Consider the following 19,585-nt stretch of genomic DNA (forward strand, 5'->3'; position numbering starts at 1 on the left):
TTTTGTTAAATAAAATTTTAAAGAGTAAGAGATGGAAATTCAAGAGAAAATATATTCTTGGAAAGCTAAATCGTCCTAATGTTGTCATACATGTAACTAAACTGTAAATATTAAGTGCGAGCCCTTTAAGGACAAGGTCTGAGGAGGATCACTAAGTGATGTGGGTACATTTTCCATAAAATCCATTCTGCCTTCTATGTTAAAATCAGTTGGAAAAGTAATAGAACATCAGGAGGTAAAGGATGAATAAGAAACTAGTTACAACATCACTTGCAGTAGCACTTGGTTTAGGTTCTTTTGGTGCCGTCTCTGCTAATTTTAGTCCTATCAAAGCCTCTGCTGCAACTACAAATGTTCAGAATAACCAGCTAGCAGCAGAGCAGAAGGCTGATGATATTATCCGTTTTGCTAAAAGTTTAATAGGCAAAGCAACATACGGTACCAATAACGAAGACGCTCTTCGCTTTCAGTGTGCATCGTTCATGGAATATATTTTCCGTTCTAACGGTGTTCATCTTGGAAGTAAATTTGAAGATTACATGGTTAAGCAAGGGGAGTATGTTTCGAAAAGCCAATTGCAAAAAGGCGATTTAGTTTTCTTCAGAAGTCCAGGCAACGTAAATCCAACCCATGTAGCTATGTATATTGGAAATAATAAAGTCATTCATGCGGCTAATGCAAAACTGGATATTGTTATTTCTGATTTGAACAGTACGGACTATTATAAAGGAAATTATATGACAGCGCGCAGAGTACTGCCATCTTTACTGCCATCTAACCCGCCAACTAAGGCAGATAACATTGTTGAAGATGCCTACGATTTAATGGATGAGGTTACTATGGGACGAGTTAATGATGAAGATGAGATGAAATTTTCAGGCGGCGGCTATGTCAACTATATCTATAAAATTAACGGCATTAACCTAGGAGAAACTTCTGTAACTAAATTATCTAAATTAGGTAAAACAGTTTCTCGTGATAACCTGAAAAAAGGCGATTTAATATTTATTAATTCTACAATAGGTTCATCAACCCCAACAAGAGTAGCTATTTATGCTGGCGAACATCGTATTATTGTTCCAAGCTCTGAAGGTATTAGCGATCGTGTGCTCTTATCTGACTATTACGACAGTCATTATATGTATGCAAAACGTGTTATCCAATAAGATAGAAAAAATATGAATCTCTGAAATATAAAAAAAGAAGCAAAAGTATTGCCAATAGGCAGCGGATGCTTCTTTTTTTTTTACTAGGTTAGGTCTTTTTTTGCCCTTTTAAATGCGCGGCACGGATTGCTTTAATACGCTCTCGCATCTCCTTGTTGTCAATCTTTGAAAAGTTACTGACACCAGGACTTGTATTTATTTCAAATAGGATAAGCTCTTTGAAATCTTTAATGCCAAAATCAACGCCATATTCAATCTCTGGAACGGACTCTGCAGAGATTTCAGCCGCTTTTACGGATATTTCCTGTATGGATTTAATCATGTAATCAATCTCTGTTTTCTTCATCTTTAGATGATCAGATAACAAGGTTTCGACCATCATTAGCTGTGGACTATGGCTAGTTTTAATAATTCCATTTTCAGTTGTTTCATCTTTGGCAACTTTTCCATACATTCCGCCAATTAGCCATTTATCTTTAAGAATCTGAACATGTACCCGAATGGCCAGCGGGAACCCATCTAAAGTTGTACTATTTACGCCTTCCTGAACAATATATCCTCCAAATCTGGTAATAGGATGAAGCACAGGCTCGAAGTCCTTAATCTTAGCAACATCCATCTTTACTTTTTCTCCTTTCATAGTATAGCCGTTAAAACGATAAAGGCCTTCCTTACTTTTCGTTACTTTAAAGATTCCTTTTCCTTGGCCGCCTCTATCGTTCTTTAAATAGATATGTTCATGTCTATCCAGCATTTCTATTAAATTTTCAACCGTATATTTCTTCGTCTCAGGGATATATTTAGAGAGTAATGGATGCCCGCTAAACATCGTAAACTGTTTCCATTTACCAAGCCGTTCCTTCAAAAAGTACACCTCATTTCAGTATTATTAGCCATATCTTAATGTATGGCAAAAGCTGTAATCCGCTTAGGTAAGCGTATAATACCATTGCTAAAATTTAGTCATTTCTTTTCTTTCTTTGGCCTTTCATAACTTTTCTGATAGTCCTATACATTTCTTTATTCCTTAGCCTAGAAAACATGGAAAGATCCGGTTTATAGTTCCCTTCAATGATCCAGATGTCCCCTTGGCTGCTAATTCCAATATCAAAACCAACCATCTTTATATTTGGGTGGTTTTCTTCGAGAAGCTCGCTGGCCATTACACATTTTTTATCGATTTCATATTCAAAGTCATTTATATTTATATTTAAATTTGGCAAGTTTTGCAGTGTCTCTTCAAGGGTTAAAAGTCTTTGAGCTACATTGGTAACAAAGAAATTTTTGCTGGCAACTTTGACAATTTTCCCGGTCGATTTCCACATTGAATCCTCTTTCTGGGTAATGACTCTCACATCCGCAGGACAGTCATCCAGCTCAGCTAACGATAGTGCTTCCTGAACAAGGTAGGCTTTCTTAGCAAGATACATATCTTTTATATAGTCATAGGCTTCGTTTATGTTTGTTTTTATTATTTTTTTCCTTCCGGCATGTATTTCATAGGCTGAAGAGTCTGCCATCGTGATTTTAGCAATACCTTTTCCCTGCTGGCCAACACAGGGCTTAATAATAATATTTTTATATTTATTAAGGTAATCACTAAAAGTTACTTCTGTAAGGAGATCTGTTTTTGGAACAAGCGGCGCTATTTTGGGGTTTGATGAAAATGTTTGGTATTGACACCACTTACTTTTAGGAAAATGAAGACTTGTTTCTTGGATCCAAATTTTCCCTTTAAGGTCAATTAGGATATCAATGACAATGGTATGACAATCAGAAAAATAATCCCCTAATACAATGGCTGCCTGTATGGACAATCTTTTCATTTTATTAAAGAATAATAGGTAACGGTACTTGTCTAAAAAGCTTTTATATTTTTCCGTTTTAGAAGTATACACCCATTCTGAAACCGGTGAACAGCGGTGAACGGTAATGAAATAGGCCAATGGGTACTGAAATAAGTTTGAGTGAAGAGGTGATGGCTGGATAATATTTTTTTTATGTTTAATAACCTTTTCACTGATATACGGATGGAGTTCTTCTTTATCAAGCAGTTCGGATTGTTCGTTGCCGGAATGGATCCTAAATTTCCCGTTTTCAGGAACTACATGGGTTTTTCCTAAGCCAAAAACAGGTTTTATCATGACCGACTCATATAGTTCTAAAAATGAAATTAATGCATCTTCCGTGTACATTGCTGTATCCAATAGATGGTTAGATAAGTCTTTATTCGATTTCATTATTCTGTATTGGCTCATTCGGCCTCTGCTTACTGCCAATCTGTCCACCTCCCTTATAATAGGCATTGGTCATTTATTAATATTTAAGGCTCCTTCCTGAATTTTGCTGATAGTTCAATCATAGTCTTGGAATACATATTTCCTTTAAAAAGGACAAGTGTATTTTCATCAATGATTTCTTTTAATAAGCGATATATTCTGCGGCTTTTGCTAAAATAATAGACCTGTAATTTGGGGTTGCTTTCCATCGCCTGTGTGGCCATAGTTTCCGCTAATGTATTGCCTCTTACTATAAGAATATCTATATTATGCTTTGCGATCATTTCCCCAGCTCGCTTATTAATAGATTTTCCAAAGGAACCTAAGCCGGTTATACTTCCTACAACTGCAACCTTTTTCTTGTCCTTCCCAATTTCCTCTAATACTTTTATGGCTGCCTCCAATGAGGTGGAAGTAATGCTCCACGTATCGTCGAGCAGTGTTGAGCCGTTGATGCCTTCAACAACTTGCAGTTGCCTTTCAAACTTTTGAAAAGAACTGAGTCGTTCGGCAGCTTCCGTGAGATTCATACCCATCTCATAAACAGCAGCAAGCGCTGCTAATGCATTAGATACTTGATGCTCCCCATATCCTGGGACGTATATGACATAGTTCTGATCATTATGATGAAGGCTGAATTGCATGCCGTTGTTTTTGTATTTAATGTCAGTTGCCCTAAAATGGCTTGATGGGTCTTTCCCAAATGTGAGGATTTTTCCAGGAAAACCTGAAAAGTCAACTTTTCCTGTTTTTTCATCATCTGCATTAATGATTAGCACACCTTGATCATCAAGGATTTTTGCCATATCAGCTTTTGCTTCAATATAAGCCTCCATTGTCTTGCAAAGACGTAAATGATGTTCGCCAATATTCGTAATAATCCCAATGGTTGGCTTGAAATATTTCCCTGCATAAAGGACATCACCGGGTGAACCTACCGCTGTTTCAAAAACCGCTGCATCTGTATCTTGTTCAATGCTTAGAAGGTACTGGAGGTGTGCCGTTCGTGAATTATTCGTCTTTTTTGTAGCAGCGACCTTTTTAGAATCGGAAAGAATGTGCCGAATCATTTCTTTGGTTGTTGTTTTCCCGCATGTTCCTGTAATGGCAACAATGGGAATATCAAACTGGTTTCGGTAATAATTGACGAACTTCCAGTAGGCCTCTTCTGCAGAGTCTACCTTAATGATTGTTAAATTCTCCAGATGGCTGGTGTCCGTGTAATCCTTATGGGTGACAATTATTAACGGAAAAAACCTCTTCAAATCATCCCAATTCTTAAGTTTGTATTTGGTAAATAAGATTGTATTCTTTTTTCTTAATTGTTTCAGACGATAGGCGCCTTGCTGCACCACGAGTTCATCATATCCTTGAACGAGTTCCCCATCTATAATGGCTCGAATTTCTTTGACTTTTAGAGGAATCATTGCGTACATTTCACTCCCTTCTCTAAAGCATGCTATGTTTGGCTGAGCAGGAATGCTTGTATATCTAACTAGATTAAGAAACCCAAATTAGGAAAATCTCTTCGATCTGTCATGTTTGTCCACACCAAATCCACCCTTTTTGAATTTATATATAAATAGGGGGGAGGGCACCTAAAAACGCTTTGAAGTCAAGCCATTTTTGTGCGCCCGCTTTTATATTATCCAGCTTGTTTAGGTATAGATAACTATACAGGTGTAAGTCATTTTTCATACACATATTAGCGAGATAAATATTGTTGAATTTTATATAGGGAGTGGGCCTTTTTGAAAACGATACTTTTTATAGGCACTAACAAATCGGGATCAAGCAGAGATGTTATAATTGCAGCCAAACGCCTAGGGTACTATACAGTACTTTTTACAAATAACGAAAAGCAATTCCAGCAAAGAGAGGAATATCCTGACGTTCATCAAATGATTTTAATAGATACAGATAATATCTTGGAGATGAAACAAGAAATAAAGCGGTTGCGTTCGAAAGGAATGGATATAAAAACGATTGTCAGTTTTATTGATTCCTACGTATACAGTGCCTCGCTTCTTTGCGATGAATTTTGCCATAATCCTTTTTCTTCAAAAGCTATTTTATTGATGAATAATAAAGAGGAAACCAGACAGTTTCTAAAGGATCAGCCATATACTCCGGTGTTTAAGATTATCAAGCCTAATGAAGAAATTTCCTTTGAGAAGCTGGTGCCGCAATTTACCTTTCCTGTTATGGTAAAGTCACCCAATTCAACTGGTTCAAAAGATGCAATGCTTGCAGAAAATGCAGACCAGCTTAAAAAACATACGCTAATGCTAAGGGAAAGAGACCCAAAAGATTCAATTATCGTAGAGGAGTATATTGATGGAGATCAATATTTAGTTGAGGCTGTTGTCTTCAATAAGAAGGTTATGATTGCGGGTGTCATTGAACAGGAAGTTACAAAAGGAAAAAGATTTATCATTACTGGCTATGGTGTGATGGCTAATGTCCCGAATGAGATCATGAAGGGGATTGAAGAAGTTTTGCATTCATTGGTGAAGCAGATGGGAATCGTAAATGGAGCTCTTCATCTTGAACTAAGACGGTCAAAAAATGGCTGGAAGCTAATTGAAGCCAATCCGCGGATCTCTGGCGGTGCCATGAATAAAATGATACAAGCTGCCTTTGGATATAGTCTCGTTGAAGAAACATTGAAACTACTTTTAGGAGGAACTCCGTTAATTGTTCCTAGATATAAAAAGTACGTGTTTACTAAATACCTAATTGTAGATGAAAAGGGGATTTTAGAAAGGGTGACTGGAAAAGGAAGGGCTAGACGATCACCCGGAGTGATTGAAGTATATGTAAAGCCGAGAAAAGGAACTTTACTTATTCCTCCGCTGTCAATGGGGCATCGGTATGCCTATGTTATTGCGTCTGGCCAAAGTATGGACGAGGCTAAGCAGTTTGCCAGAAATGCAATTAATGAGATTAAGTTTCATATGAAGAAAGTTCAAGATTAAAATTATATCCCCATAAAATAATGACCCTGAGCAGCCCCAGGGTCATTTCTTTTGTATTATTACTTGAATGTTTTCCTTAAAAACCGAACCGTTTCATACATATTGGCCCGGCTGGCACCTTTTACTAAAATCGTATCATTCTTTTTGATGGCCTTTTTCAGAAATGTATGCAGTTCCTTTCTATCCTTAAAGTGATATGCATTTTCCGAAGAGAACCCTTTTTTAACCGCTTGATTGCTCATAATATCTGTTTCATCACCATAGGTGACAAAAAGGTCAATTTCTTTTTCAAAAACATATTCTCCTATTTTACGATATTCTTCTTCCATTAGACTTCCAAGTGCCCTGATTTCTCCAATAACGGCTACTGTCCGATGTTTACCGATATTTGAAAGAACATCGACAGCTGCCTTAACCCCTTCAGGGTGGGAATGTACAGTATCGTCGATTAGGGTGATATTATTTTTGAAATTATATACAGTCAGCCTTCTTGGAGGCTTTCTAAATAATAATCCTGCTTGGATTTCCATTGGAGTCAGCCCCAGACGATCAGCTACTGCAATGGCGTTAAGTGCGTTATATACATGGTGTTCACCGAAAATAGGAATGTAGAATTTCACTTCAAGTCCATGAAACTTTACTTTGAAATACATGCCACTTTCAGCATACTCAGCATCATAAGCCATGTACTCAGCCTTTGTTTTCAGGCCGATTGTGATGATTTCTCCCTTAAATTGCTCTGTTTCAAGTAATTTAGAGTTTTGATCATCATTATTAATAACAAGCAATCCATGCTGATCCATGCCATGGATTAATTCTGACTTAGCTTTAGCAATTCCTTTTATATCACTCTTAAAGGCACCGACATGTGCAAGGCCGACATTCGTGACAATACTTATATTAGGCTGAACAATACTGCAGTGTTTAGTGATTGTTCCTGGTGAGGACATCCCATACTCTAAGACAACAGCATCATGGGAATCATTAATTTCAGAGGCGTGAATTTCTGTGTGCTGTGCGGTATTCCAATAATCCTTTGATTCAAAGGTATTCCACTTTTTTGAGAGTATAGAAGCAAGCATGGCCTTTGTTGTTGTTTTTCCGGCGCTTCCTGTTACAGCTATAATCGGGATTTCTCTTTCCGCCCTTTTTGCAATCTGCGCTTCTTGTATTTTAGTTTTTATAAACTTTTGGTTTTTGGCCACATACATGGCATATCTGATGGAATGAATAACGACATCCATCTCTAAATAAAAGGTAGGCGGACATCCTGGAAGCCAGTTAACTTCATAGATCCATATTTTAAAGTTCTCGTCCAACCCAATATCTATCCCGATTTCGTCAATGACTTCTCCATACATTTTCATTTGCAGGTCATCCAGATGCTGTGCTAAAGACAATGAGAAATGCTCAAGTGTTGCTTTAATATTCAACGCTTCATCATCAAATTCTTGCTTTAGAAAGGGAACTAAATAATTGGTGAACCCCCCATTATTTATATTGGGAATAAAGGATCCTTGTGGGGCAATTCTAGGGTAAATGGAAGTTATCACCCATTCCCCGTTTCCGTCTTTTTGAACATGAAGCCTAAAGTCAAATACTTGTCCAGACTTTGTTACGGATCTTATATAGGGCTGCATAATATATGTTCCTGCTGCTAGCTTTTCTTCAATGAGTTTCTTCAATTGATCCTTAGAAAAGGAACTAGTATTTGCATTATGAGTTACGAGAAATTCTTCATTTTTCATTGAAATAAAATAAATCCCTTTTCCTTTTCTTCCATCATAGGGTTTAAAAACAATCCTTTCAAATGCGTAAAGAAAGTGAAAAAAGCGATCCGAGTTATCTGAAATTTTTTCAGAGGGAATTAAATACTGAGTGAATTCCTTTCCTTTCTTTAGCCGTTCGTACACACTCCATTTGTTTCCTATGGAATAGGTCGTAAAGGGGATTGTGGCCTTAAGTTTATCAATCACTTTCTGAGATTTGGCCAATTTATTTGGATCACCAGCATTATAAATCACATCAGGGAACGGCATATTCCGTTCTACCCATTTGCCATTTTCCAGCACTTGGCCTCTTATCATTCTCTTTGAGAAGTTTACTCTGCCAGGAGAGAAGTAAAAGAATCCAGCTCCTTCAGCTTTTGCAACCGCTGCAAAGGCATAAGTCTTCCCTACCCTTCTCGGATCCCTCCGATGGTGCAACATTCCTATTAGTGTCATAGCATAAACTCCTTTTACATGTAGCAATCTAATTTATTACATGCAAATAGCCAAGCTTTTGAAACGGACAAACGTTTATTATTTTATAGGAATAAAAAGAGTTTATGTAAATGCAAAGAGCCCTAAGTTCAACCTAGGGCTCTTTGCAGGTGTAATCATTACCATTTTGGCTCAATAATTATTTGCCTTTTTAGCAGTTCAGTATCTAGAATTTGAATGGCACAAATACATGATAAATCAATTTCAATGCATTCAGAAGTTTTTACTAATTTAATCACCTGACAATGCTCATCAGCATGTTCCCCTTTAAAATTTAAGGGTCGAAGTACGGTCAAAAATGCACAGCATCGTTCTTTATCTATAGACTCTATCCTGAAATACTTAGATTCGAAGCACTCTTTCTCTCCATCTTCATGGATAACGGTAATAGTATGGGAGAAGAATCCATCCTTTGTCATTAATAAGAAGGGGATGGTATCCGTACCGGCAATTTTTGCGAGTAAATTTCCGAAGTATTTAGTTGGGGAATGTACTAAAAAATCCTGAAGGGATTTTAATTCGATAAGTGCTTCACAAATACATGATTCACTCTTCTTTTCTATATCCATTTCAATTCTCAACTCCCCCCGTCTGTCCTTTGTTATTATCATATTGAATTTCCTGCGGGGGGGTGTCATGAACAGCTAAATATAGACTTGGCCAATGGCACCCATTTCCGGTATATGACTAAGTACTGATTTTTTAAAAGGCCTCAATATAAAACTTAATTTCTTTGGCAGCGGTTATAGCAATTTCTTTTGCTTCATCGGGGGAATCCGCCGCAGCGATGATACAAGCGTATCGGTTTCCCATGGAGTATGGTGAGGTGAGGATCCTGCCTTCCAAAGGTTTCACATATACATATACAACGCCATCAATTTCTCTGGCAGTATCCTCGCCAATGACTGCAAGCAGTTTTCCATAGGCATCAATCGTTAAATATCGGGCATAAACATGGCTCTTTTGTGTTTTTATTAGCTGGAGCGGCTGATCTGCATGCAGGTTGATGATTTCCCTTATCAGGTTTATTCCTGTTCCACTTTGGATAATGATGTTCATAGCCCCGCCGGACATTCTTGGATTAATTTCAATCAGCTTCCATTCTCCATGGACATATCTCATTTCCAGATGACAGGATCCTTCTTTTAGACCCAATTGTTTTATAATAGCTTCCACTGCCTCAAGAAGCTTGCGATAGGGCAGATCTTCAAGACCAGCCGGGTATTTATAGCCGACCACGATAAAGGCTTCCTCCTCAGCCAGTTCCTGTTCAATGACTCCAATGGGATAGATTTCTCCATTTTTCACAAGCACCTCAATTAAATATTGGGGGCCACCTAAATATTCTTCCGCTAAAATAGGCGTGCCAGGGTATTTCCTTCTTAATGAAACTAAGACCTCTTCAAGCTCCTGTCTTGTGTTTACCAGCGAAACATCCTTTGAGCCATTTGAAGCTGGAGGCTTTAAAATCAGCGGCAAAAATCTTTGGTATTTTTCAATTAACGGTTCTTGGGGGATTTCTGGGTCAAAAACAGCGTAAAAGGGGGAAGATGACAGCTCTTTTAACTGGTTTCTTATTTTTATCTTATTTTCCATAATCGCTAATGCCTTAACACTCATCGTTTTTAATCCAAGGATGTCTGAAAGCCGTGCAGCATAGGAAACAAATGGGTCAATGAAGCTTAATATAGCACATATTTCTTTTTGGCTTTGCTGCATCAGCCTTAATTCCTTTAACACCTTTGTATCATCCAAAAGATTTTCTGCATAATAAATCTGATCAGCAGCAGAAAACTCCGGATTTTCAAGCTGGCTTTTTCTTTGAGTAAACAACACAACAAAAAATCCCATATCCTTCGCAACCATTAAAGCCTCATGACTCGTACCATACCTATTGCATCCAATAAACACAATCGTCCTCATTCAATCAACCATCCCGCCGTATCAAAGTCCCCATATTTTATGCCGGGACAAGGGGACAGGCACCTTGTCCCGGGGATTGGGATCGAGGTTCTTTCTTGGACACAGGGACAGGCACCTTGTCCCGCCAATTGAAAATTAAGGTGCTTTCCAAGTATAATGATATGATTATAGCTGGTTCAAAATTGGAAAGGACAAGTTTGTGATGAAGAAAAGATTCATAGATATTCTCTTTATAATAGTTGGCTCCTTTTTCTTTGCCATAGGTGTAAATGCCTTTGTTATTCCAAATGAACTTGGAGAAGGCGGAGTAACGGGAATAACGATTATTACCTATTATCTGTTTAAGTGGTCACCGGGACTAGTGAACTTAATTTTGAATTCTATTCTCTTAATTATTGGTTATAAATTCTTGAGTAAAATAACCACCATTTATACGATAGTAGCGGTCGTTTTTAATTCTTTGTTCCTGCACCTGACAGAGGGCTGGGTCATCCCATCTAATGAAATTATCGTAAATGCTATTTTTGGCGGGGTAATTATCGGAGCAGGCATCGGAATGGTTATTCGTGTTGGCGGCACAACCGCGGGGTCAACGATTCTTGCAAAAATGACCCATAAATATTTTGGCTGGAATGTCAGCTATGGTCTGCTGTTTTTTGATTTAATCGTAGTGTTCTCTTCCTATTTCATTATCGGGGCGGAGAAGGTAATGGTTACCATCATGATGCTCTATGTGGCAACAAAGGTGATGCAGTTTATTATCGAGGGACTAAATCCGAAAAAGGCAGTGACCATCATTTCAAACGAGCCTGACAAAATTGCCAAGCAAGTGAATGAAAGGCTGCACCGCGGAGTAACAGTGATTGAAGGGAGCGGGTACTACACAAAGGCCCATAGAGATATTCTTTACATTGTCATCAATAGTCAAGAGATTGTTAGATTGAAGAATATTGTTAAGGAAGCTGACGACAAAGCCTTCATCGCTATACACGATGTCCGGGATGTCTTCGGAGAAGGGTTTGCGGCCATATCGAGAGCAGATTAATAGATTTAGAAACTAAACCAGATGCCAGGAAGCTTTTTAAATAAGGCTTCCGGCATTTTTAATTAAACGATTGATTAGATGTAATCAAACGTTTAATTAAAAATAACTGGGCAATTAATCAAACATTTGATTGAAGTAATGAGGGATTTAATCAAACATTTGATTAAAAAAGAAGAGGTACTGAATTTTTTAACACATGCATTGAGCATCCGTGGGTGAGTGGAAGACGGATCTCTTTTTGCATAAAAAATGAATGAAAGCCAGTCATTGAGGTGGTTTTTTTGAAAAAAGCATGGATATTTGTTTTTTTAACGTGTTTATTTGAATTATTGGGTGTATGGATTTAACTTTGCTGTTCTTTGGTGGCATTGGGTCATTATTATCGGCATCATTCTTACTGATATCTACTTCCTTCCGAAGGACTGTGAAACATTGCCTACTGGCACTGTTTATGCAGTCTTTGCAGGTGTAGGGACCGTTGGAACAGCACTAATGGATGTTTTTCTTTTTAATGGAAGTCTTAATTGGGAAAAACTTATATGTATAGTCCTTATCGTTTTAGGGGTGATCGGATTAAATCTTGCAGATAACAAGGACATGGAAAATACAGTGGGGGAGGTGCGATAAATGGGCTGGCTGCTTGTTTTATTCGCATCCTGCAGTGAAATAGCAGGAACAATAGGCCCTAAAATGTATAGCCAAGCAAAGACAGTAAAGAGCGGTATTTTGTATTTAGGAGGATTTGGGGCATCGTTTGCTTTCTTATATGCCTCTTTTTATTACTTGCAGGTAAGCATTGCTTATGCGGTGTGGATTGGGATAGGCACAGCAGGAGCCGTTCTCATTAACATGCTGCTGTTTGGTGAGTCGAAAAGCTTAGGACGTATAATTAGTGTAGCTTTAATTATTATGGGGGCGGCAGGATTAAAGTCGGTCTCATAGGACTGCTTAGAGTGGACAAGCCCCTCCTATAAAGAAGGGGCTTGTCCACTCTTGCTTACCCATTGACAGAAGGTATCAAATGCGTGGATAGTGTTTAGAGAAGATTCATTTGAATACCCTATAACGGGTCTGAAGAGTTTGAAGGACGTCGAACTCCAGCGGCTTGGGAAACTGTTATTCCTCCGTTTTGAATGCTCATTCCAGTAAATGTGATAGGGGTGAACAATTCAATATTATCCACATTTGCTGATACTCTTAACGTGTAAGTTGCTGTAGAAAGGTCTGCATCAATCTCGTCAACAGCTTGTACAGAAATAAAGGTATAATCATCTGCTCCTTCAATATCAATTTCTGCGAAGGATTGAAAAACCAGCTTGTTATCATCGTCTCTTGTGATTGTTACAGTTACAAACTGAGTCCCCACTGAGCTTGAATTATTGTTGTTAACATAGAAATGTCCATTCAGCCAAGCTAAGCTGTCAGGTGTTACACTTAGAGTCACACTGCAAACATCTTTTGTTGAATCAACTGGAATGTTACCTAAGGAAATCGGGGCAGTTTGCGAATTGACACAAGCTTGAAAATCTAGGACCTTCACAAGTGAAATTCCCAATATCTCACCTCCCTTCCTTATCATGCTATATCATATGAATAAGACTATTTGGTGAATAGACGAGTGAACTGAATAAATAGAAAAATGCTCAAAAGTCTATTAAAAAAGGTCTGATTCCGTAGATTTGGAATCAGACCTTATAGGTGTTTATATTATTTTCTTAATGAATCTAAGAATACATTTTGTGCCGCTTTTACACCTGCACCTGGTTCAAAGGAGTAAGAGAAGTCCTGCAGACCAGCTTCCAAAAGGGAAACGGCTTGAAGCACATCGCTTGGGAAACAGTATCCCATGTGGCCGAATCTGAACATTTTTCCCTGAAGATGTCCGAGTCCTCCGGCAAAATCAAGATGATATTTCTGTTTTAAATGGCCAAGGAATTTCCCAAGATCCACTCCTTCAGGAGAGAGAACCGCTGTAATAGTTGGTGAGGCATATTCATCATTGGTTAATAGGCCGATATTGAGTGCTCTCATTGCCTCGCGGGTCATGTTTTTCATTAATTCATGGCGCGCAACCGTTTGGTCAAATCCTTCCTCTTCAATCAAATCACAGACAGAAGAAAGTCCGTAAATCAGTGTAACGGCAGGAGTATTAGGCGTCATGCCTTTTTCGGCCCAATCGCGGTAGCTTAATAGATTTAAATAATAGTTTGGTGTTTTATTGTTTTCGATCACCTTCCAGGCACGATCGCTGACGCTTAGCAGCGCAAGGCCGGGCGGAAGCATCATTGCCTTCTGTGAACCAGTTACTAATATATCGATTCCCCATTTATCCATTTCTGCTGGGACTCCGCCAATACCGCTGACACCATCAACAATAAATAAAGCATCTGTTTGTGAGTGAACGACATTAGCAAGCTTATCAACTGGATTCAGGATCCCTGTGGATGTTTCGTTATATGTGGCAAAAACTGCTTTTACATTTTTTAGCGGTTTAAGGAATTCCTCCAGTTCCTCCGCGGTACAGGCTTCTCCCCAGTTCTTAGCAAGCTTATGTACTTGAAACCCGTATTTTTCGCAAATAGAAACAAAATAATCTCCAAATGCACCAACGGTGATGACTACAACCTCTTCGCCAGGAGAAACTGTATTCGTAGCTGCAGCCTCTAAAGCTGCGGTTCCGCCAGAAGGAAGGAGCAGCACCTCTTGGCTAGTTCCAAAGACAGTCTTTACCCGGTTAGTTGTATCCCGATAAATCTGAACAAATTCGGGGCTCCGGTGGCTGATAATATCTTGATCCATGGCAAGCTGAACTCTCTTCGGAATAGGGGTAGGGCCGGGATGACGCAAAATATTACTGTACATAAAGGGACCTCCAACTCTTTTTGTTTTTTAAATTTTCTAACTTTAATAATAGCATATTTATATCTTTTTAGAAAATGTACGAGTTATTGATGTCGCTTTTAAATGATTTTAAATTTTTTGATTATAGTAGTAACATAATGGACAGAAGGGGTATTTTTAAAAAGAAAAGAAATGGAGGAGTCTGCATGGCAACAATTGATTTACAGAAAAGAAGCTTAAAAATTGTGTTAGAAAAGAAAAAGTTAGTCTCGGTTAAAGCTAGAGTAGGTTTGGTTTTAGATATTACAGGATCGATGAGAAATTTATATAAAAATGGCACCGTTCAAAAGGTAGTTGAGCGGATTTTGGCCATTGCTTCACAGTTTGATGATGATGGTATGCTAGACGTTTGGGTTTATGATAATGAGTTTTCGCGTCTAAAACCTGTATCGGAAAGAGACTTCGTGGGGTATGTAGAGAGAATCATATTAAATAACGATTTGATACATAAATTCGGAAGGAACGATGAGCCCCCAGTCATGAAAGATGTCTTAAAAAAGTATACGGAAGAAGAGCCGAGCGATGATCCGGCTTTTATTGTTTTTATTAATGATGGGGGATGCAAGAAAACGATCAAATCAATCATTGAGGACTCTGCCAGTAAGCCTTTATTTTGGCAATTTGTCGGGATAGGGAATGGCAATTTTGATTTTCTGAAAAAGTTAGACACAATGGAAGGAAGGATTGTAGACAACGCCAATTTCTTGCATTTTGGAGATATTGACATGGTTTCAGATGACCAGCTTTATGATTCCTTATTAAACGAATTCCCTTGCTGGTTAGAAGAGGTTAAAGAAAAAGGGATACTTAATTAAGGAAATCCATATTGGAGTGAAAAAGCATCTTGGAAAATGCTTTTTCACCCCCTAAATTTAGATTCAGTAAATGAAATAGAAAAGGAGATGGATAGCTTGATTATTAAACATCGCTCCGAGCCAGGAGAGTTAAAGCTTATAAGATATTTAGATAGCCGCATGGAATTGTCAGATAAGGATCAATCTCAGTTTTTTTAGTCTTGAAAAAGGATACGAGGGGGAGCTGAAATTTGATGGATATTTAGGAGACCCCTCGCAAGGCTGGTATATTTTAAAAGATTTGCTGCTGGAAAGCGGAAATTCTTTTTTTCAAATTGATTCGCTGCTGATTAAGCCTGAAAAAGTGATCTTTTTTGAAACAAAAAACTTCGACGGCGATTATATGATTGAGAACGATAGGTGGACAAAAGTGTCAACAGGAAAAGAAATCAAGAATCCAATTTTTCAAAAGGAACGAGCAGAAATTCTATTTCGCGGGCTGCTCCAAGAACTTGGATATCAACGGCAGGTTGAATCTTATGTTATTTTCATCAACCCCAAATTCTTCTTATACCAAGCTCCCTTAAACCCTTCACTCATTTTTCCTTCTCAGATTCATGGGTTTATCAATAAAGTTAGTAACAAATCCTTCCAGAAAAACAAATTCCTTAAATTAGCAGAGCAGCTAGCTTCACTCCATATCACAAAATCACCATATACCCGATTGCCTGTATATCAATATGAACAGCTAAGAAAAGGCATTACTTGTGCTAATTGCCATTCGTTTTTGGAGAGCACGGACCCAAGAGATACGACCATTATCTGTAAAAAATGCGGTCTTGTGGAGAGTACTCATTCAGCTATTTTGCGAAGCATTGAAGAATTTCAGCTCCTCTTTCCCGACAGGAAAATTACCGTCAATGGGATATCTGACTGGTGTGATGGGATTAAATCTAAGAAGGTGATTCGGAGTGTTCTTTTGAGGAACTATAAACTGCATGGCTTCGGAAGGACTGCACATTATGTAAAAGAAGAATCGCTATAATACCTGAGATTAGTGATTTTAGCTGGTTGAGGGAATCGGAGGGGGAGAACGATGCCCAGGACGAGTGATTTTAGTAGGTTGAGGGAATCGGAGGGGGAGAACGATGCCCAGGACGAGTGATTTTAGTAGGTTGAGGGAATCGAAGGGGGAGAACGATGCCCAGGACGAGTGATTTTAGTAGGTTGAGGGAATCGAAGGAGGAGAACGATGCCCGAGACGAGTGATTTTAGCCGTTTGAGGGAATCGAGGAGGGAGAACGATGCCCGGGACGGGGAATTTTAGCCGTTTGAGGGAATCATACGCACCCACCCCCTTCCTCCAAACCAAAAAAAGCACCTCATCCACAAAATAGATGAGGCGCTCACAATATATTTAATCAATCTTCTTATGCCCAAGGCGTTCGCGTTCTCTTTCCATGTCGGCGAGGATTTCGTTGTCTTCGGCATTATCTCGTGTTACCTTTTGTGTCAGGATGGCCCCCACGGCCACAAGGATCATGACGGCGATGTAGTAGCCTTTTTCATTCAATTCCAGACTGTCCTCGTTGTAAAGCCCAATACAAAACAGCGCCACCCCTACAGCGAAAGTGAAATAGGCCAGGAAGGTAAAGGCTGGTGTGTTTCTCCTTCTATATTTGTTCATGTCTAAAACCCCCTACTAGTAAAGGAAATATTTTTTGATAAAAAAGGAAATTTTTTAAATCATTGGAAAAATATCCGCACCGATTATACCATATACTTCCTAAAGATTATATGCCTGTGCACTTGATTTAGCCCTTTACGCATAAAAATGAAACTTTCTTCCTGTTTGTTCCGTATATTTAGGTAAGATAATGCTTATATTGGGGTGGTTGTAAAATGGAGAAGGCCTTGCTTGAAGATAATGTTGAAGTTTTGAAGAAGGCAGTTGGGCGCTGGATGGACCATCGCTTAGTGCTGATGGCAGCATCTCAGTTTACGGCAAAGAAGCGGCTGATTGATGGTGGTGAATTCATTAAAACAGCGGATGCCGTAAAGAAAAGTGTCTCCCTTTTTTCTCCGCTAAGAACAATTTACTTTCCAATGACCGGGTTAATTTTATCAGGAGAAAATCCGCCGGCTGAAGAAATCAAACGGATCCATACTAATTACGAACAGCTTCGGTCAGCTGGTTTTAGAAGTACGCTTTTTACCTATATTACGGCTTTCTTAATGGAACATCACGGTACCCCTGCCCCTGAACGAATTAAAGCGATTTATGATGAAATGAAGAAATATCACCGGTTTCTCACATCGTACGAAGATTATCCGTCAGCAGCGATTATAGCCAAGCAGGATGGACAGATTGAAGATCTTGTTAAAATTTCTGAGCAATACTACAACGCATTAAACGATCATGGCTTTTATAAAGGAAATGATTTGCAGTTTCTGGCCAATATGCTTGTCATGCATGGGGAGTATAGCAATGAGCTGCTCGATCATGTGCTGCAAACGAGAGATGAATTAAAGAGGAGCGGTCTCAAGGTGAAGCAAATGCATTATGCCGCTCTTGGTGTCATTGCTCTATCTGGAAAAATAAAGAATGCATCAGCGTACGCTCTTGATTTATCCGAACTAAAAGTCTTTAAATGGTATAAAGATATGGCTATTATCGCAGCATCCGTATTCGTGTCACAAGAATATATCGATGATGCGCCTGCGGGTCTGTCTGCTGCTATTCAGGCGATGATTCAGGCTCAGCAGGCAGCAATGGCAGGAGGAGTGGCAGCAGCCGCAGCGGCGTCCTCTTCCAGCAGCTCATAAGCGCTTTTGTTACCTTTACAAAGGAGTAATTACATCCAAAGTAATTGCTTCTTTTTATTTTTATGAAAATAACTGCTTCTTGTTTAAGAAAATCCCAAAAGTTGTTTACAATAGATAGGAGTGGAATTTTTCATAAAAGGCTAATTGAAAGGAAAGATTTACGTTGCAAACCAAAAAGGCACTGCCTATTTTATTCTTGATTATGTTTCTGGTTATGATTGGCTTTGGCATCATCATTCCTGTTCTTCCTTTTTATGCTGAGGAGATTGGGGCGAGCCCCGCACAGCTTGGCTGGCTCATGGCGGTTTATTCATTAATGCAGCTGCTATTTGCTCCGTTGTGGGGAAAGGTCTCAGACCGTATCGGGCGCAAACCTGTCATCATGATTGGGATTGCGGGACTTTCGTTTTCGTTTTTCCTTCAAGCCTTTTCTACAGAGCTTTGGATGCTTTTTGCTGCAAGGATCATCGGCGGGATGCTGTCTTCGGCCAATATGCCGACAGTCATGGCTTATGTGGCGGATATTACCACCGAAGAGAACCGCGGGAAAGGTATGGGGATTGTCGGTGCGGCAACTGGTTTAGGGTTTGTTTTTGGGCCAGCTGTTGGCGGTGTTTTTTCAAAAATAAGCTTAACCATGCCCTTCTATATTGCTGGGGCTTCATCTGCTATCACGCTGGTGCTCGTGCTGTTTATTTTAAAAGAGTCTCTGACAGCGGAAGAAAGACGGAACCATGCGAGCCGTAAAACCTCAAGATGGGCCGCTTTTACAGGCTCTGCTTCAATCTTATTTATTTTACAGCTGTTTATTTCTTTATCACTGTCCGGTTTGGAGGCAACCTTTGCTTATTTTGCTGCGGACAAAGCAGGCTTGAATACTGTGCAGCTGGGCTACATATTTATGATTATGGGTCTGGCAAGTGCCATTGTTCAGGGGGGCCTGGTCGGCAGGCTAACGAAGAAATATGGCGAGGGGGTTGTCATTCAAGGAGGCATTCTTATTTCAGCGATTGGCTTCGCGCTGATCCTTCTTGTAGACAATTTTGCGACAGCAGCCATCTATTTAACAATATTTGGCATAGGGAACGGTGTGATTAGACCAAGTGTTTCTTCACTTATTACCAAACGGTCTGTGGTTGGCCATGGGAGCTCGACAGGACTGCTGTCTTCTTTTGATTCTCTGGGCAGGATTATTGGTCCGCCGCTTGGGGGATGGCTGTTTTCCGTGCAAATAGGTCTGCCGTATATTTCAGGGATTGCCTTATCATTCGTGGCATTAATTTTGTATAGAGTGTATGCATTAAAATCACGAAAAACCATCTTTTATCAGGCATAGGCAGGAACCAAAAAACTGCCTGTGTCATTTGGCTGAATTTCGTTATTATCCCTTGCACGGCTATGCGATTCTG

17 protein-coding genes and 1 pseudogene are annotated in these 19,585 nt (G+C 39.2%); 9 read left to right on the forward strand and 9 right to left on the reverse strand.

The genetic code is table 11. From position 1 onward, the window contains the following. Positions 1–242 precede the first annotated feature (242 nt). On the forward strand, positions 243–1,166 hold the full coding sequence (locus AC1Q59_RS19580) for a C40 family peptidase (RefSeq protein WP_492367552.1): 924 nt from the start codon (positions 243–245) through the stop codon (positions 1,164–1,166). An 88-nt stretch (positions 1,167–1,254) separates the two neighbouring features. On the opposite strand, the gene AC1Q59_RS19585 is transcribed toward AC1Q59_RS19580, so the two are convergent. The 3 genes from AC1Q59_RS19585 to AC1Q59_RS19595 form a co-directional block, all read right to left on the reverse strand. After that, on the reverse strand, positions 1,255–2,031 hold the full coding sequence (locus AC1Q59_RS19585; RefSeq protein ID WP_492367553.1) for a YheC/YheD family protein: 777 nt from the start codon (positions 2,029–2,031) through the stop codon (positions 1,255–1,257). A 94-nt stretch (positions 2,032–2,125) separates the two neighbouring features. Continuing rightward, on the reverse strand, positions 2,126–3,445 hold the full coding sequence (locus AC1Q59_RS19590; protein ID WP_492367554.1) for a YheC/YheD family protein: 1,320 nt from the start codon (positions 3,443–3,445) through the stop codon (positions 2,126–2,128). A gap of 44 nt (positions 3,446–3,489) precedes the next feature. Next, positions 3,490–4,881, reverse strand: coding sequence for a Mur ligase family protein (locus AC1Q59_RS19595; RefSeq protein WP_492367555.1), 1,392 nt, complete (start codon positions 4,879–4,881; stop codon positions 3,490–3,492). A gap of 315 nt (positions 4,882–5,196) precedes the next feature. Here AC1Q59_RS19595 and AC1Q59_RS19600 point away from each other — a divergent pair, with 315 nt between their 5' ends. Further along, positions 5,197–6,423 (forward strand): ATP-grasp domain-containing protein, encoded by a 1,227-nt coding sequence (locus tag AC1Q59_RS19600; RefSeq protein ID WP_492367556.1) that lies wholly within the window; start codon positions 5,197–5,199, stop codon positions 6,421–6,423. A gap of 59 nt (positions 6,424–6,482) precedes the next feature. Here AC1Q59_RS19600 and AC1Q59_RS19605 read toward each other — a convergent pair whose 3' ends face one another. The 3 genes from AC1Q59_RS19605 to AC1Q59_RS19615 form a co-directional block, all read right to left on the reverse strand. Continuing rightward, on the reverse strand, positions 6,483–8,648 hold the full coding sequence (locus AC1Q59_RS19605; RefSeq protein WP_492367557.1) for a YheC/YheD family protein: 2,166 nt from the start codon (positions 8,646–8,648) through the stop codon (positions 6,483–6,485). A 158-nt stretch (positions 8,649–8,806) separates the two neighbouring features. Then, positions 8,807–9,256, reverse strand: coding sequence for a CotY/CotZ family spore coat protein (locus tag AC1Q59_RS19610; RefSeq protein WP_492367558.1), 450 nt, complete (start codon positions 9,254–9,256; stop codon positions 8,807–8,809). A 133-nt stretch (positions 9,257–9,389) separates the two neighbouring features. Then, complete coding sequence (locus AC1Q59_RS19615) at positions 9,390–10,610, reverse strand: ATP-grasp domain-containing protein (protein WP_492367559.1); 1,221 nt, start codon at positions 10,608–10,610, stop codon at positions 9,390–9,392. Between the two features lie 202 nt (positions 10,611–10,812). Here AC1Q59_RS19615 and AC1Q59_RS19620 point away from each other — a divergent pair, with 202 nt between their 5' ends. The 3 genes and pseudogenes from AC1Q59_RS19620 to AC1Q59_RS19630 all read left to right on the forward strand — a co-directional run bounded on the left by AC1Q59_RS19620 (position 10,813) and on the right by AC1Q59_RS19630 (position 12,597). Continuing rightward, positions 10,813–11,655: a YitT family protein gene (locus AC1Q59_RS19620; RefSeq protein WP_492367560.1), complete on the forward strand. Its 843-nt coding sequence runs from the start codon at positions 10,813–10,815 to the stop codon at positions 11,653–11,655. A gap of 281 nt (positions 11,656–11,936) precedes the next feature. Then, a pseudogene (locus AC1Q59_RS19625) lies at positions 11,937–12,282 on the forward strand (DMT family transporter). Continuing rightward, positions 12,283–12,597 carry a DMT family transporter gene (locus tag AC1Q59_RS19630; protein ID WP_492367561.1) on the forward strand — a complete coding sequence of 105 codons (315 nt, stop codon included), beginning with the start codon at positions 12,283–12,285 and terminating at the stop codon, positions 12,595–12,597. It begins immediately after the preceding pseudogene. 118 nt (positions 12,598–12,715) lie between these two features. Here AC1Q59_RS19630 and AC1Q59_RS19635 read toward each other — a convergent pair whose 3' ends face one another. Together AC1Q59_RS19635 and AC1Q59_RS19640 are read right to left on the reverse strand one after the other, a co-directional pair. After that, positions 12,716–13,210 carry a hypothetical protein gene (locus AC1Q59_RS19635; protein ID WP_492367562.1) on the reverse strand — a complete coding sequence of 165 codons (495 nt, stop codon included), beginning with the start codon at positions 13,208–13,210 and terminating at the stop codon, positions 12,716–12,718. Positions 13,211–13,362: 152 nt separating this feature from the next. After that, the gene (locus AC1Q59_RS19640) at positions 13,363–14,517 is read right to left on the reverse strand and encodes a pyridoxal-phosphate-dependent aminotransferase family protein (protein ID WP_492367563.1); all 1,155 of its coding nucleotides are present in this window, start codon (positions 14,515–14,517) and stop codon (positions 13,363–13,365) included. Positions 14,518–14,702: 185 nt separating this feature from the next. On the opposite strand from AC1Q59_RS19640, the gene AC1Q59_RS19645 reads away from it, so the two are divergent. Together AC1Q59_RS19645 and AC1Q59_RS19650 are read left to right on the forward strand one after the other, a co-directional pair. After that, complete coding sequence (locus AC1Q59_RS19645) at positions 14,703–15,371, forward strand: vWA domain-containing protein (protein WP_492367564.1); 669 nt, start codon at positions 14,703–14,705, stop codon at positions 15,369–15,371. A gap of 178 nt (positions 15,372–15,549) precedes the next feature. Beyond that, a complete protein-coding gene (locus AC1Q59_RS19650) occupies positions 15,550–16,395 on the forward strand; it encodes a nuclease-related domain-containing protein (RefSeq protein WP_492367633.1) in 846 nt (281 codons plus the stop codon). Positions 16,396–16,767: 372 nt separating this feature from the next. Here AC1Q59_RS19650 and AC1Q59_RS19655 read toward each other — a convergent pair whose 3' ends face one another. Then, positions 16,768–17,037, reverse strand: a complete 270-nt coding sequence (locus tag AC1Q59_RS19655; protein ID WP_492367565.1) for a YiaA/YiaB family inner membrane protein — start codon at positions 17,035–17,037, stop codon at positions 16,768–16,770. Between the two features lie 215 nt (positions 17,038–17,252). On the opposite strand from AC1Q59_RS19655, the gene AC1Q59_RS19660 reads away from it, so the two are divergent. Both AC1Q59_RS19660 and AC1Q59_RS19665 read left to right on the forward strand, forming a co-directional pair. After that, entirely contained in the window at positions 17,253–18,176 is a 924-nt protein-coding gene (locus tag AC1Q59_RS19660; protein WP_492367566.1) for a DUF4003 family protein, read from the forward strand. Positions 18,177–18,339: 163 nt separating this feature from the next. Next, on the forward strand, positions 18,340–19,512 hold the full coding sequence (locus AC1Q59_RS19665) for an MFS transporter (RefSeq protein WP_492367567.1): 1,173 nt from the start codon (positions 18,340–18,342) through the stop codon (positions 19,510–19,512). The last annotated feature ends 73 nt before the right edge of the window (positions 19,513–19,585 follow it).

Source organism: Cytobacillus sp. MT66 (assembly GCF_058792595.1).